The organism is Iodidimonas gelatinilytica, from assembly GCF_008579125.1.
GTDB lineage: Bacteria > Pseudomonadota > Alphaproteobacteria > Sphingomonadales > Rhodothalassiaceae > Iodidimonas > Iodidimonas muriae.
In genome coordinates, this window is sequence record NZ_BKCL01000001.1 from 103904 (window position 1) to 118838 (window position 14935).

The 14935-nt window shown below is 53.3% G+C and carries 16 protein-coding genes and 1 pseudogene; 6 read left to right on the plus strand and 11 right to left on the minus strand.

From position 1 onward, the window contains the following. Positions 1–1248, plus strand: a complete 1248-nt coding sequence (locus JCM17844_RS00485; RefSeq protein WP_371864731.1) for a pyridoxal-dependent decarboxylase, exosortase A system-associated — start codon at positions 1–3, stop codon at positions 1246–1248. 54 nt (positions 1249–1302) lie between these two features. On the opposite strand, the gene JCM17844_RS00490 is transcribed toward JCM17844_RS00485, so the two are convergent. From JCM17844_RS00490 to JCM17844_RS00500, 4 genes and pseudogenes are all read right to left on the minus strand, one after another. Beyond that, entirely contained in the window at positions 1303–3648 is a 2346-nt protein-coding gene (locus JCM17844_RS00490) for a Kelch repeat-containing protein (protein WP_149999189.1), read from the minus strand. A 59-nt stretch (positions 3649–3707) separates the two neighbouring features. After that, positions 3708–5125: pseudogene (locus tag JCM17844_RS16965) on the minus strand (mannose-1-phosphate guanylyltransferase/mannose-6-phosphate isomerase). Positions 5126–5127: 2 nt separating this feature from the next. Continuing rightward, positions 5128–5298, minus strand: coding sequence for a hypothetical protein (locus JCM17844_RS13890; protein WP_210431042.1), 171 nt, complete (start codon positions 5296–5298; stop codon positions 5128–5130). Beyond that, on the minus strand, positions 5274–5633 hold the full coding sequence (locus JCM17844_RS00500; protein WP_149999190.1) for a glycosyltransferase: 360 nt from the start codon (positions 5631–5633) through the stop codon (positions 5274–5276). Before JCM17844_RS00500 ends, JCM17844_RS13890 begins: the two co-directional genes overlap by 25 nt. A 392-nt stretch (positions 5634–6025) precedes the next feature. Between JCM17844_RS00500 and JCM17844_RS16970 the strand changes: the two genes are divergently transcribed. Both JCM17844_RS16970 and JCM17844_RS00505 read left to right on the plus strand, forming a co-directional pair. Further along, complete coding sequence (locus tag JCM17844_RS16970) at positions 6026–6250, plus strand: hypothetical protein (RefSeq protein WP_210431043.1); 225 nt, start codon at positions 6026–6028, stop codon at positions 6248–6250. Positions 6251–6591: 341 nt separating this feature from the next. Continuing rightward, on the plus strand, positions 6592–7599 hold the full coding sequence (locus JCM17844_RS00505; protein ID WP_210431044.1) for a polysaccharide deacetylase family protein: 1008 nt from the start codon (positions 6592–6594) through the stop codon (positions 7597–7599). A gap of 40 nt (positions 7600–7639) precedes the next feature. On the opposite strand, the gene JCM17844_RS00510 is transcribed toward JCM17844_RS00505, so the two are convergent. From JCM17844_RS00510 to JCM17844_RS00535, 7 genes are all read right to left on the minus strand, one after another. After that, complete coding sequence (locus JCM17844_RS00510; protein WP_149999191.1) at positions 7640–8020, minus strand: hypothetical protein; 381 nt, start codon at positions 8018–8020, stop codon at positions 7640–7642. A 434-nt stretch (positions 8021–8454) separates the two neighbouring features. Next, positions 8455–9144, minus strand: a complete 690-nt coding sequence (gene phoB / locus JCM17844_RS00515) for a phosphate regulon transcriptional regulator PhoB (RefSeq protein ID WP_210431045.1) — start codon at positions 9142–9144, stop codon at positions 8455–8457. After that, a complete protein-coding gene (locus JCM17844_RS13900; RefSeq protein ID WP_235898854.1) occupies positions 9141–9365 on the minus strand; it encodes a PhoU domain-containing protein in 225 nt (74 codons plus the stop codon). The genes phoB and JCM17844_RS13900 overlap by 4 nt, the downstream gene beginning before the upstream one ends. A gap of 5 nt (positions 9366–9370) precedes the next feature. Next, complete coding sequence (gene phoU / locus JCM17844_RS00520; RefSeq protein ID WP_210431047.1) at positions 9371–9886, minus strand: phosphate signaling complex protein PhoU; 516 nt, start codon at positions 9884–9886, stop codon at positions 9371–9373. Positions 9887–9996: 110 nt separating this feature from the next. Continuing rightward, positions 9997–10308 carry a sensor histidine kinase gene (locus JCM17844_RS00525; RefSeq protein WP_149999193.1) on the minus strand — a complete coding sequence of 104 codons (312 nt, stop codon included), beginning with the start codon at positions 10306–10308 and terminating at the stop codon, positions 9997–9999. After that, positions 10305–11324 carry a sensor histidine kinase gene (locus JCM17844_RS00530; protein WP_149999194.1) on the minus strand — a complete coding sequence of 340 codons (1020 nt, stop codon included), beginning with the start codon at positions 11322–11324 and terminating at the stop codon, positions 10305–10307. Before JCM17844_RS00530 ends, JCM17844_RS00525 begins: the two co-directional genes overlap by 4 nt. 1 nt (position 11325) lies before the next feature. Continuing rightward, positions 11326–12021: an HAD-IA family hydrolase gene (locus JCM17844_RS00535; RefSeq protein WP_149999195.1), complete on the minus strand. Its 696-nt coding sequence runs from the start codon at positions 12019–12021 to the stop codon at positions 11326–11328. A gap of 242 nt (positions 12022–12263) precedes the next feature. Between JCM17844_RS00535 and JCM17844_RS00540 the strand changes: the two genes are divergently transcribed. Genes JCM17844_RS00540 through JCM17844_RS00545 form a run of 3 tightly spaced genes read left to right on the plus strand, consistent with a single transcriptional unit; the run spans position 12264 to position 14780 of the window. Next, on the plus strand, positions 12264–13016 hold the full coding sequence (locus JCM17844_RS00540) for a tetratricopeptide repeat protein (RefSeq protein ID WP_210431048.1): 753 nt from the start codon (positions 12264–12266) through the stop codon (positions 13014–13016). Beyond that, on the plus strand, positions 12970–13596 hold the full coding sequence (locus JCM17844_RS13905; protein ID WP_210431049.1) for a hypothetical protein: 627 nt from the start codon (positions 12970–12972) through the stop codon (positions 13594–13596). Before JCM17844_RS00540 ends, JCM17844_RS13905 begins: the two co-directional genes overlap by 47 nt. Beyond that, positions 13491–14780 carry an ATP-binding protein gene (locus JCM17844_RS00545; protein ID WP_210431050.1) on the plus strand — a complete coding sequence of 430 codons (1290 nt, stop codon included), beginning with the start codon at positions 13491–13493 and terminating at the stop codon, positions 14778–14780. The genes JCM17844_RS13905 and JCM17844_RS00545 overlap by 106 nt, the downstream gene beginning before the upstream one ends. Positions 14781–14935: the final 155 nt, after the last annotated feature.

A 14935-nucleotide genomic window follows, 5' to 3' on the forward strand; every position in this document is an offset into this window, starting at 1 on the left:
ATGAAAGCAGATGCCGAACGGATGGCCCAACAACATCCGGCCTTTGCAGACTGGGCGTTTGAAGACGGCCATTTGCTGGTTGGCGGTATTCCCGTTGGGCAATTGGCGCAGCGATTGGGGCAAACGCCCTTTTATGCCTATGACCGGGAAAAGATAACAGCGCGGGTAAAGGCCTTGCGCGCGGCCCTGCCAAAGGCCGTGCGGCTGCATTATGCCATCAAGGCCAATCCCATGCCGGCGGTGGTGCAGCATTTGTCGGGGCTTGTGGATGGCTTTGATATTGCATCTGCCAATGAACTGGATGTGGCATTGGATGCAGGCATGTCCAACGCGCATATCAGCTTTGCCGGCCCGGCCAAAACCGATGCAGAATTAAAGCGGGCCATTGCGGGCGGAATTGTGGTGGAGCTTGAATCCCTGTCCGAGATGGATCGTTGCGCCAAAGCGGGGGACAGTTTGGGAATGACGCCGCGTGTTGCGGTGCGGGTAAATCCGGATTTCAAATTACGCGGATCGGGCATGCATATGGGGGGCGGCCCCAGCCAGTTTGGTGTGGATGCGGAAATGGTTCCCGAAATGCTGTCGCGACTGGCCGGTCTGGGTTTGGCTTTTGAAGGCTTTCATATTTTTGGCGGCTCGCAAAATCTGAGCGCAGAAGCGGTGGCGGTGGCGGAAGATCAGATTGCCGATCTGGCTATTCGTTTGGCTGACCATGCCCTGACACCGGTTCGCCATCTGAATATCGGGGGCGGTTTCGGTATTCCCTATACGCCTAAGGATAAAGCCTTCGATTTGCCTTTGGTGGGCGCGCGCTTGCATGAAACGGTGGAAAAATTGGGCCGTGCCCTGCCCGGAACCGCCGTTATCGTGGAACTTGGCCGCTATATCGTCGGGGAAGCGGGGGTATATGTGTGCAAGGTGATCGACCGCAAGATTTCACGGGGGCAGGTCTATCTGGTGACAGACGGTGGCTTGCATCATCAGCTTGCGGCAACAGGCAATTTCGGGCAGGGCATAAGGCGCAATTATCCCGTGGCTATCGCCAGCCATTATGGGGAAGAGCCGGTGGAAACCGTGAATGTGGTGGGATGCTTGTGCACACCTATCGATTTGTTGGCCGATAAAATTTCTGTGCCGCGCGCCGATGTGGGGGATCTGGTGGCGATCTTCCAGTCAGGGGCCTATGGCCGTACCGCCAGCCCGTCGCGCTTTTTAAGCCATCCGGAAGCAAAGGAAGCGCTGGTATAATCATTTCGGTGAGGTGCTGGCCCTTCATGGCGGAGCCAGAGACCAGCCTTCCGTTTAACGCACATCGCGGCAATTGCGTGCCGGGCTATTGATGACCTTTGGTTCCACATCGATTTTGCCATGCACAAGCCAGCCGGTGGCGCAATCGATGCGGCTATCTGTAATGGTGATGGAATGGGTGGGCAGGGGCGCGCGCCGTTCATAGCCAAAGCCGATCACATCGCGGTTTCCATCGCCGTTTTTAGCGAAAATTTCGACAGTATCCAGAGAGATTATGCCCCCATTGAAGGCATCGATCACCCGGCTGCCATCGCCTTCGCGTTCATCGAACAGGCTGTTTTCGATGACGAGCTTCGCCGCGCCGGATTTAACCAGATGGCCTTCATGTCGGGCGGATAGAAATTGGCTGTTCTGGATCGTCAAGGTGCCGCCATTGGTGCCGTAATAGATCCCATGCGCCCGCCCGCATTTGACTTTGCAATCGCCACCCAGATTTTGAAATCTACTGTTTTTAACCGTAAGGCTGTGAATGTCTTTATTGGTGAGCACGCCGGATTGGGCGTTTTCAAAGGTTACATGATCAAGGGTCAGGGTCTTGGTTTGCTGGCGAATACAAGCGCCATTGCCATCATTCACAAAGATATTGCGGCAACCAAGATCGCGGATGGTGCTATCTGCATTGATAATAAGGGCCGCTTTGTTTCTGCACGCCATATCCTGGATGATAGAGCCATTGCCGTTGAGAATGGTCGGGGATTTGATCAAAGCGCATTGGGCATAAATCCCTTTGGGCAAATCGATCGTGCCACCATCTTCCACCAGACTTTGTAAATTCCGACATTCCTTTCCGGCGATGAAATCGGAGCAGACAAAGCCATCGGGCAAGCTGGCTTGGGCCTTGGACGTTTCAGCAGGCGGGCGGACCAGCCAAATATCCTGATCATTGCTTAGCCCCAAAAAGACGTTTAATTTCGGGATATAAAAGAATTTGTTGAAAAGACTTTTCAGGCCGTGCGGTCCGGACCCGTCATTGAAGCTGGCCCAAGCCTTGAAATCGCGGGTTCTGTAAAGATTGCCGCTGCCATCCCAAAGATAGAAATAGCCATTGGCGTAACGCAAGGCATCGTCGTAATCCACATGGGCGGGGATGGCCCCCGCACGCACCATCGGGCCAAATGTGTCGCGGGTGATGGGCGTTGTGTAAATATCCTTGTTATTCAAAGAGACCAGCGTATTGCCAACCAAAGTGGCAATGGCATGATTGCCCCATTGATAAGGCAACTGATCGATTTTTCGGGTGATGGCGTCGGTTTCAAGGTCGATCTCAAGAAGTGTGGGATTTTGCTTGACGGATAAAAGCAAAGCGTGGCCGGGGATAGGGCTGGCAGAGGATATGCTGACCATTTCCTCTTTAAAAGGCCGTCTTGCGAGCCATTCCCTTTTTTCAAGATCGAAAATGCTATGTACAATGGGGCCGTAAGAGGTGGCATATTTCGAGCATCCCCAAGCTGTCGGCCAGGCATGAATTTGATGATCGATTAATAAGGGGGTTCCCCAAGTATGTCCGGCTGCCGGTGCATGCTCTTTGGTGGGGAAATAGCACGCATCTTCCAGTGGTACGCCGAAATGTTTGTTGAGAAAAGCGCCCTTATCATCCAAGGGGTCGGGATCATAAAGGCGCTCCCACTTTAAAGTGGCAAGATCAAGCGCATAAACGCTGTTTTGATAGGATGCGGAGTGACCGCCGCCGTGAAAGTACAAGCGTTGGCCATCGAATGTGGCCCCGGAAAAAGCCCGAATGGCGGTATTGGGATTGCGAAAAAGGGGTTCGCCTTCCACATTTGTTGGCCAAGCCACATTTTTCAAGCTGTTCGCCGTTTTCAGCTTGCACCATAGATGCGCCTCAAAATCACAGGCTTGGGCGATATAATCCTGAAGGGCAGGCAGATCCAATGATGGGGTGGCTGGCTTTTCGCCGCCCGAAAAATCGGTGATGGCCGGTTGTGTTTCGGGCGGGGATTTCAGGCGGGTCTTGGCGGCGTGTTTCGTTGAGCCTTGTTTTTTCCGTTTTTGTTGGTCCGCTTGTTTTTTCAAAGAGGTATTGGGGGCTGCAGCCTGCGGGGGATTGATATTTTCCGCAGGGAATGTTTCCGGGCTTTTTGCTTGCGCGTCCATAGCGCCAAGGCGCTGCTCCAGAGCAAGGATGCTTGCGGCCCAGCTTGCCTGATCGGCTTTGGTGGACGCATTCCAGTTTTTGCATAATTGCCGCAATCGTGCAAAGCGCGGCGAAGGGTTGGATTGATGGGCCGCGCAAATATCTTCAGGGCCTGGGCTTTGTGCATAGGCAAGCGGGCTGGTGCCGATAATCAAGGCGGCGGCGATAATGGACAGCCGAACCATAAAGGCGCTCCTGCTTGTGTTTTCCAATCCAATGCCGAGCCAGCCGATCGATGGCGCGATCAACCGCGGCCATAATCGTCGTCAAAGCGCACAATATCGTCTTCTCCAAGATAAGCCCCGGATTGCACCTCGATAAGATGCAGGGGAATTTTTCCCGGATTTTCCAGACGATGGAGCGCCCCCAACGGAATATAGATGGATTCATTTTCCGTTAGCAGGATTTGTTCCTCATTGCGGGTAACCAAGGCGCTTCCTTGTACCACAATCCAGTGTTCGGCCCGGTGGTGATGCTTTTGCAAAGAAAGCTTCTGGCCGGGCTTTACAATGATGCGCTTGGTTTGAAAACGCTCGCCATTGTCTGTTGTTTCATAAGACCCCCACGGGCGGTAAACCCGCGGATGGTGCAAATGTTCGGTCCGTTTGGCAGCCTTCAGGCGATCCACAATGGCTTTCACCTCTTCGCTGCGATCTTTGTGGGCCACCAATACGGCATCTTTGGTGGTTACAATGACCAGATCCTCTACGCCGATTGTGGCGACGAAGGGGCCATCTGCACGCACCAAGCTGTTCTTGGTATCAAGGGTGAGCACATCGCCCTTCAGGCTGTTGCCTGATCGTCTTTGCTGCCTTCGTTCCACATGGCGGCCCAAGAACCAAGATCGCTCCAGCCCATATCCACCGGCACCACGGCGATATTGTCAGCCTTTTCCATGATGGCGCAATCGATGGAATCCGCCGGACTTTTTTGAAAGGCTTCGCTATTGGGGCGCTCGAACCCCAAATCCACGTCTACCTGTTCAAGCGCGGCTTTGCAGGCGGATAAAATCTCCGGCGCAAAGGCTTCAAACGCCTGTATCATACTATCGCAGCGGAAAAGGAAGATCCCGCTGTTCCAGAAGAAATTCCCCTGTTCCAGATAATGTTTGGCTCCGGCAAGATCAGGTTTTTCGTGGAAATTTTCCACATGATAGACACCGTCTTGTCCGGTGACTTCCTGACCCGCTTCGATATAGCCATAGCCGGTTTCCGGGTAATTGGCGCTGATACCAAAAGTGATGATCTGGCCGCTTTCTGCCGCTGGAATGGCGGTTTCAATGGCCCGTTGAAAGGCATCCGGATCGGTGATGGAATGATCGGAAGGGGCGAGCAAAATCAGCCCGTTTTCATCTTCCTGAGCAATGCGTAACGCCGCCATGATGGCCGCAGGCGCGGTCCCTTTACCGATGGGTTCCAATATGATCGCCAAAGGATCGATACCGATTTCCAACATTTTTTCCGACACCATGAAGCGGTGATCGTCATTGGCGATCAGCAAGGGCGGGGCAAAGCGCTGTGGATCGGACAAGCGCAAAGCGGTTTCCTGGATCATCGCAAGATCGGTAAGAACCGGCAGGAATTGTTTGGGATGAAAGGCGCGGGACAAGGGCCACAAGCGTGTGCCGGAGCCCCCAGACAGAATAACCGGCCATAACCGCATATCTAGATCCTTTCGCTGGAATTCTGTCCAAAAACAAGGGCTTCATAGTTACTAAGATTTGCATCCCAGCCATAATGGTCGATGATAAAACGCCGCGCTTCTTCGATCTGCGCTTTGTCTTCATCCAGAAGGGTGCAGGAATGGGCAATCAGATCCGCACTGTTCTGGGCCACCAAGCTTGGGTTTCCGGACAAGGGCGGATACCGGCCAAGGCATCTTGCGTGGCAATGATGCGTTTTCCCATGGCCATGGCTTCCAGCGCCTTGTTCTGGATGCCGCGGGCGATGGTAAGCGGCAAGCACACCCCCCAGGCATGCTGCACATAGGGGCGCACATCGGGCACACTGCCGGTCACCAAAACACCGGGACGCTCGGCAAGGCGGCGCACGGCATCGGTGGGCGACATGCCGACAATGGCAAACAAAATATCGGGATGGCGCTTTTGTACGTGGGGAAGAACCTCGTCCACATACCAGGTAACGGCCTTGATATTGGGCCAATAATCCATCGCACCGACGAAAACGATGGCGCGAGTGCTTCTGGATAAGGATCGGCAAAATCAAGATCGGGGTTGAAATAATCCACATCCACGCCCTGGGTGCGATGGGTGATTTTTTCGGCACTTTCAGGGCAGAGGGTGCGAAACAACGTCGCTTCGGCTTCAGAGATAAACACCGTTTGATCGAAGGCCTTGGCCATGCGGCATTCATAGTCGCGTAATAGCCGCGCTTCGCGCTGAAAAAACCATTTTTTAAACCGGTTTTTATCTTCGGCATAAGAGCGGAATTTTTCTGAATCCACATCTTCGGCATTGAAAATGGTGCGCGGCCCCGCTGCGGTTTTGCCATAAACAAATTGGCCGGTGCAGCCACTATACATCAAAATGGCATCGGGCTTTTCATGGGCAAGAATATGGTCCACCCATTGGGACATGCGCTTGTTTTTGTAATAAGCCACAGACAATGGTTCATGGCGCAACAGGCCTTTGATAGCCCCCATCATTCCCCGTTTTTTGTCCAGCTTTTCAACACAGACGCTTTTGCAATAGTCGTGGAGCTTCTCCACATATTGCCAATCTTCATCTGCATCGATGAAGGTGCCAAGATGGATGTCATGGGATTTTGACAGATGGCGCATCATATTGAATGTGGAGATTTTATCCCCTTTGTTCGGTGGATAGGGAATGCGGTGTGTTAGATACAGCAATGTCATGGTGGATATGATGTTCCCTGTCGCCTCGGCCTCGCGCTTTTTGCTTGGCGCCCCTTTTTCAAGGGCTGTGCCGTTTCCCCGTTTCAAATTGAAACCTAACGCGTTCACGGGTTTAGCGCAACGAGGCTGTGTTATTGCCCCGCCTTTGTGTAGCATGGCACAAGGATCGGGATAGGGTGCCATGCGGCGAGAAAAATTTGACCAGCGAAGGCGCGATGACAAAAGACCACATGACAAGAGCAAAGCCGGACTCAATGATGCAAGAGACCCCGCAATTATGCGTGATTATCGATACGGAAGAAGAGTTCGATTGGGACGGCCCTTTTCGTCGGGAAGCCCGTGCGGTTACCTCTATTGCGGCACAAGACAAGGCGCAGGCTATTTTTGCCCGCTATGGCATCATTCCCACCTATGCGATCGATCATCCGGTGGCCAGCGATCCGGATGCGGTGATGCTTTTGAAAGCCTATCAGGATCGGGGAGAGGCTGTTATCGGGGCCCACCTTCATCCTTGGGTGTCGCCGCCCTTTGAAGAAGAGGTCTGCCGCGCGCACAGCTATCCCGGTAATCTTACGCCAGCGCTTGAATATGAAAAGCTGCGGATTTTGACCGCGATAATCGAGGACGCCTTCAAAAAACGCCCTTTGGTCTATAAAGCCGGGCGCTATGGCCTTGGGCCAAATACGCCGGAGATTTTGGCCCGATTGGGCTATAAAGTGGATTGTTCCATCGTGCCCTATACGGATTTCAGTGACGATCAGGGGCCGGATTTTCTCCATGAAACACCGCATTTGCGCGCATTTTCACCTGCCGCGGATATTTTGGAATTGCCTTTGTCCAATGCCTTTGCGGGGGTGTTGCGTGGGCAGGGACGGTGGCTTTATCCCCGGATTCAAACGCCTTTTTTACGCCGCATGCACCTGCCGGGAATTTGTGCCCGCCTTGGGCTTTTGGAACGGATAAGATTAAGCCCGGAAGGACAGGATGCCCGTGACCATATAAGGCTGACAAAAGCGATGTTTAAAGATGGCTTTCGGGTGTTCAGCTATACCTATCACAGCCCGTCCTTAGCGCCGGGCCACACGCCTTATGTGCAAAGCCCTGCGGATCTGACGCGCTTTCTGGATCAAATGGATCGTTATTTTGAATTCTTTTTCAAAACATTGGGCGGGCATGCTGCAACTCCATTGGAGATTTATGACCAGTGGAGCATGACAAAAGGTGCGGGCAAAGAAAGCCACGCCGCATCATCGCGCCCATAGGGCTCTTTTGTCTGGATGCAACAGATGATGCCTCGCCGTTTCAAGCGGAGTCCCGTGCGTTCCCATCTGCCGCTTCATCCACCATTTTTGCAAGTTGGCTTTGGGCCTGTTCTGCAAGCGCTTCGATTTCCGCCCAGTTTTCGGTGAGCGCGCCAACCTCTGCCTGGAAATCCTGAAGCGTCGGGGGCTTTTTCCCTTGGGCGGCGATAACAGCGGCAATGGCTGCCCGAATGGGGCTGTTCAAGGCCACTTCTTTCATGAGCTCTTTGTGCTGATATTTTTGCGCGTTTTCAATGTCGCGCAGCTTGTCGGAAAGACGAAACATCACAATCAGCCCCATAAGCGCAACGATGATAAGCGCCGCTAATAGGCCAAGAAGAAGATGATCCGATGTAAGGAGAACGCCGAGAATATTGCTCATTGGACCTGCTTTATAGGCAAGAAAACCAGACGGATTTACCACCGCCCGATAAAGAGCATATCGGCTTTAGACAGAAATCAAAAGATGAATGACAAAACGGTTGCCCAAAGACCAAGAGACAGGCCGACGACAAGGATGAAGGCCAGCCCGACATCAAGGCGATTATCCTGAGATCGGCGAGATAGGCGACGTCTTGATCGATTGTTCTGGAAGGCTGTCTGGTAAGCTTGACCATCGGACTATCCTGCTAAAGTTTTCTGGATTTGAAGAGACTCAGCCACTGCTCGAAGGGACATACCGGAAACGGAAACAATATAAAATTTTATTCGATTTCGATGGTTTCACAATTTCGTTTACAAGTGGTTAATGGGGCCGGAAAGGTGGCTTTCCGGCTGGTGGCAGCTTGTTATGATTTGGTTGGATATTCTGGTTTTTTATTGTTCAGTATCAAGGGCATAGCCTGCGGAGCGGACAGTGCGTATGATGTCGTTGGCACCATCGCTGTTCAAGGCCTTGCGCAGCCGGCGGATATGCACATCGACAGTGCGCAATTCCACATAAACATCATGCCCCCATACGGCATCCAAAAGCTGTTCACGGGAAAAGACCCGGCCCGGATTTTCCAGAAAATGCCGAAGCATGCGAAATTCCGTGGGCCCCAAATGCACCGGCTTATGATCGCGCAGAACTTTGTGGGTGGTGCTGTCGAGGCTGATGTCGGAAAAGGTCAGAACCTTACCGGACAAGCCGGGTCGCACGCGGCGCAAGACGGCATTTATGCGAGCGATCAGCTCGCGGGGGCTGAAGGGTTTGGTGACATAATCGTCGGCCCCGATTTCCAGTCCCCGCACCCGGTCGCCTTCTTCGGTGCGCGCGGTGAGCATGATGATGGGGATATTGGCGGTGTCTCCATTGCGACGCAGGCGACGGCAGATCTCGATGCCCGATAGATTGGGCAGCATCCAATCCAGCAAAATCAGATCCGGTGGCTGCTCCATCGCCATCATCATGCCTTCTTCGCCATCATTGCTGAAAACCACATCGAACCCTTCCCGTTCCAAATTATACCGGACGAGTTCGGTCAGATTGATATCGTCTTCAACAAGCAAAATGCGTGGCTTCATGATGCGCTATCCTGTTGATCCGGATGGGGCTGTTCGTCTTTTGAAGCGCGGGCAAAGGCAGTGTCATCCCGTTTGGGGCGTGCGTCTTTCATGGGGCGCCCCTCGATCACATAATAGGCGATTTCTGCAATATTGGTGGCCTGATCGCCCGCCCGTTCGATATTTTTTGCGATAAACAGCAAATGGGTGCAGGCGGTGATGATCTGCGGCTTTTCCATCATATAGGTCAGCAATTCGCGGAACAGGCTATCATAAAGCAGATCAATGCGCTCATCCTAGCCCACACATTCACGGCGCGGGTGCTATCGCGCTGGATAAACGCATCCAGCACATCGGTAATCATTCTTTGCGCTTCTTGCGCCATTTCGGGCAGCACGCTGATCTGGCGAATGGGGAGGGTATTGACCAGTACGGTGGTTCGCTTGGCGATATTTTTGGAATAATCGCCAATCCGTTCCAGGGCGTTGGAGATTTTTATCGTTGCCACCAATTCACGCAGGTCATCGGCCAGTGGCGCACGCCGCGCGATTACTTCGATGGCTTTTTCTTCGGCACGCTGTTCCAGAAAGTCGATCTTTTTGTCAGATGCGATGACTTTTTCCGCCAGTTTTATATCGCGGGCCATTAACGCCGTCACGGCATTGGCAAGTTGCATTTCTGCCAGACCGGCCATTTCGCTCAGGATGGCCCGCAACTGGTCCAGTTCGTCATCATAGGACTTTATTGTGTGAATATCGGTCATGTCGGCTCCTCTGCCACAATTGGCACGAATGCACATGCGTCTGTTTAAGATACTCCGATTACAGTCATATGACGGTCCAGCGAGCAGATTGCATGTCTTTGCTGATCCTTTCAGGGATGGTCTTCCGGCTCACGGAGTCCTTGATATATAGGGAGAGAGATGGTGACGGTGGTCCCTTTCCCCAATATGCTGCGGATATCCAGATGGCCGCGATGGCGCGACACGATATGTTTTACGATCGCAAGGCCAAGCCCCGTGCCCCCCAGCTTTCGGGATCGCGCCGCATCGACCCGATAAAAGCGCTCGGTCAGGCGGGGAAGATGTTCGGGCGGAATACCGGGGCCGTGATCCGTGATACTGATGGCGATGCCGCGTTGCCCGCTTTCGGGGATGCGTTCCACCGGCTGTGCAGATAATGTCACGGTGCTGCTTCATAGGCGTATTTCAGCGCATTGGATGTGAGATTTTGCAACATCTGGTGGATTTGGTCGGCATCGCCTTGCACCGGTTCAAGGGAATCCGGCACAAGAATATTGATGGCCATATGACGTTTCTGGACGGTTGGCTCCAAAGATGCGGCAACGCCTTTTAAAATGGGCTCAAGCTGCACGCTGCTTTTGGGCTGCACATGCTTGTCCAGTTCGATCCGCGAAAGGGATAACAGATCGTCGATCAGGCGCACCATGCGTCGGGATTCTTCTTCCATGATGCCCAAAAACCGCTCTTGGGCGGCTTCGTCGCCTTTGGCGGGGCCGTTCATGGTTTCAATGAAGCCGATCACAGACGATAAAGGCGTGCGCAATTCATGGCTGGCATTGGCGACAAAATCGGCGCGCATGCGTTCGGCCACCCGCATCTTTGTGATGTCGTGCATGGAAATGACCACGTAAAATGCAGGTTCGGTGCTTTCCCTGTCGCTATCCGATGCGTGGCGGCTGTTATCCACCCGCGATACGCTGATGGAAAAAATACGTTCAACCGCCCCCGTCAAAGAGGCTTCAAGGCGGGCGATGGGAGCGCCCTGCATCACTTTGCCCAGCGCTTCCAGAATATCGGGATGGCGCACATAAAGGCTGACATCGCGGCCGATCAGATTATTGCCAAAAAGGGTGCGGGCCGGGCGGTTGGCATCCAGCACTTTGCGTAAAGGGTCGATCAAGAGCAAAGGCGCGTCGATCCCTTCGGCGATTTTGGCCCGCAATGGGGCCAGATTCCGGCGGGCGGAGCGGGCGGTTTTCAGGGCATCGGTCAGCCGGTTCACCACTATGCGGTAGCGCCGGTCAATCCAGAAGAAGGCTATGCCGACCACGGCTGCAATAATCAGCGCGGGAAGCGCATCCACCAGCCCTGAAAGATGCAGCCCAAAGAGCAAAACCACCACCAATATCTGTATCGGCAGTATCCGGAAGCCGCTTTCGATGATCTTGCCTGTGCTCACATCATCGCCTTGTTTTTCTATGCGTCTTGATCTTAATCATTTGCGACAGATGCGCGAAAGACTCCGCAACACCATCAGCGCCTAAGTCTATCGCCGGACGGGCGCTATAGCCAAAGCTGACCACGGCAACAGGAATGTCGCTGGCGCGCGCGGCATCCACATCGGTTTGGGTATCTCCCACCATCAGGGCGTCTCTCTGATCGCCAAGCTCGTGCAGAACCTGATTGATATGCATGGGATGGGGTTTGCAATGGGGCAGGGTATCGCCGCCGATAACCGAAGAAAAATAAGGATGAAGATCCAGCGCGTCCAAAAGCCGAACGGTCAAATCCTGCGGTTTGTTGGTGCAAAGGCCAAGAGCGATATCATTGTCTTTCAAGCGCTTTATCAGATCCAGAGCACCGGGGAATGGTTGGCTCAGGCGGGCAATATTGTGCCGATAATGGGTCAGAAAGAGCGCCTGTTCCGCATCCATGTCCCGCTCTTGCGGGATGCCGCCTGTGGCGTTGAGCCCGGTTTCGATCAGCTTGCGCACACCGTGGCCGACCATATGCCGCACGGCCTGAAGCTCAAGGTGAGGACGACGCAGACCTTCGAGCACATGGTTCATGGCGGCGCATAGATCGGGGGCCGTGTCGACAAGGGTTCCATCCAGATCGAAGATGACTGTATCGACGTGAAAGATCTTCTTGCTCATTGGTCCTCGGATTTTTGCACCACCCCATCAAAGGGGCCTGTCAGATTTTAGATATGAATATCTGCACGTTTCTATTCTTAGCCCGTTGAAATTGAAAGGCGGCAGAAAAAAGAGCATTGGGCAGTCTTTGTATTTCGTTTACCTGCGCCTGATATGTCTCTGTGTATATTAGAGCAGATAAAATATTCATGGGCCGCCAGGTGTTGTAAATGAAAATACATTGGTTTCGCGCAATTTTATGCATGCTGGCATATGCGGTGATCGCTGGATCGCCGGTCATTGACCATCCGGCCCATGCCCAAGTTGAAAGCTCTGACGAACCCGCGTCCGGCATTTCAATGACGGTTATTGAACAGGCATCCCGGCTTGTGGATAGCGAGCCTTTGCGGGCCATGGCGCTGATTGATGAGCAAATCTCGATATTGCCGGCAACACAGGATGCGGATGCCAATATCATTCGCTTGTATATGCTCAAATCCCTGATTTTGAGCCGCCTTGGCCAGAACAATGAGGCATTAAGGGTTGCAAAACGCGCTTTTGGGTTGTTCGAGGCGGCCGGTTTGGATCCCCAATCCAAACTTCATGCGGATTTGTTGATGGCAAAAGCACGAGCGCATGAACATTTGGGTGATATGGCGTCGGCTTTGACCGATTATTTCGCCGCCTGGGGCGTTTTTGATGCGCTTGGGGATAATGAGGGCATGGCCGCCGCCCATGCTAGCGGGGCGGGTATTTATCAGGAAATCGGCCAATGGGATAATGCCATTTCCAATTACCAGCGGGCTTTGGTGCGGGCCGAACAGACTGGCGACACGTTTTTACGCGCGCGCATTATCAATAATCTGGCCTATGCCTATGTCACCAGTGGTGAGGCGCAGAAAGCCTATGACCTTTTGATATCCGCACGCCCGTTGATCGAGGAACTGAACAACCCTTTGGTGTCTGCCTATGTCGATGACAATATTGGCGAAGCTGGTCAATCTGGGCCGATATGATGATGCCCTTCTATATATCGAGCGCGGCATCACGGCAGCCGATGCGCTTGGGGTCGGGTCTTTGGTGAGCAATGCGTGGCTGAATATGGCGCGCGTTCATGAAGCAAAGGGCTCAGTGGATCTGGCTGTCGATTATGCCATGCGCGGTCTTGAACAAGCCCAGAAAAATCACGAACGGGCGCGGTTGCGTGATTTGCACGGGCTTCTTGCGCGATTATACGCGGCAAACGGTGACTATAAATTAGCCTATGACCACCAAAGCCAAAGCCAGAAATTCAGGGAAGCCATCAATACGGCGGAAGTGAACCAATTGGGCAAGGTTTTGGAAGCGCAAATGGATCTGGAACGTAAAGAGCAGGAAATTGCCCTGCTGCAACGGGATCAGGAAATCAGCGCCTTGCGGCTTGCTTCGGAATCAACATGGCGCAGAGCCGCCTTGATCGGCACGTTCATGCTTTTGGGAGTGATTGTCGCTTGGCGATTTTGCTGCGCGCCAAGGCCCGCGCCACCGCAGAGGCCGAGATCCGAAGTGGCGAATTGTTGTTGGCACAACAAGAGCTTGAGCATGCCAATGAAGTGAAATCCAATATTTTGGCAATGACAAGCCATGAAGTGCGCACACCGCTCAATGGCATTATGGGCATGGCGCAAGTGCTTTTGAGAGCCGGGCTGGAGCCGAAAGAAAAACGGCAGGTGGAAACCATTCTCAATTCAGCGGATATGCTGCTGGCGCTTTTGAACGATATCCTGGACATGTCCAAGATCGAGGCCGGAAAGCTGGATATTCAGGTGGAAACCTTCGCTTTACGGGATCTGGTGTCGGATCTGGCCGACCTTTGGCAAGCGAAAGCCAATGATAAAGGGGTGGCGCTTCAAATGCAGATTGCCCCGGATCTGCCATTGCATATTGTGGGGGATCCGGGCCGGATTCGCCAAGTGTTGTCCAATCTGATTTCCAATGCCATTAAATTCTCGTCCCATGGGGCGGTGCGCGTTTCCGTGTGTAAAGACGATACGATTTTAAAGGCGCCAGCCGTGGTTTTTCGGGTGAAAGATCAAGGCATTGGAATTTCCGAAGCGCATAAATCGCAGTTGTTCGAGCCTTTCACCCAAGTGGAAACCGGGGCAACCCGGACATATGGGGGCACGGGCCTTGGATTATCTATCTGCCGGCATCTTGTCGGCTTGATGGGCGGGCAGATCGATTTTGTCAGCCGCTTGGGTGAAGGGACGGATTTCTGGTTTGCCTTGCCTTTGGTGGATGCCGAAATCAATGTGACTGGATCGGACGGGGACGGAAAGGGCGCGGTTTTGCAAGATGCGCCGACTGCCAGGGATGAGCAAGCGAGCCGGGCGCGGCTTTTGATTGCGGAAGACAATGAAACAAATCGGCTGGTGATGCGCGAGATGTTGCATGGTCAGGGCTATGATCTGGTGTTTGCGGAAGATGGCGCACAGGCTTTGGAACTGGTGGCTACGCAATCCTTTGATCTGGTTTTGATGGATGTGCATATGCCGGTGATGGATGGGCCTATGGCGGTGCGGGAAATTCGCGCCCTTGGCACAAAAAAAGCGCAGGTACCGATTATTGCCATCACGGCGGATGCCATGGAGGGAGACCGCCATCAGCTTATCAGTGGCGGGATGAACGATTATATCTCCAAACCCATCGACAGAATCAAGCTCATCGGCCTGATCGAGACATTTCTGGCTGGGAGCCATGGTGGAAAGACCACCTTAAAGCCCATGGTAGGCGCGGGCTAAAATCTTCCAAGGCCCGCCTGTCCTTATTGATATTCTTTGGTGCCGGTCGCATGGGATCGGTGCATAGGATCGGCTTTGAAAAGACCACGGATAATAATTCGTCAAATTCCTTATGGATCAGCGATCATGGCGGTTTGATCTTGCATAATATCGTT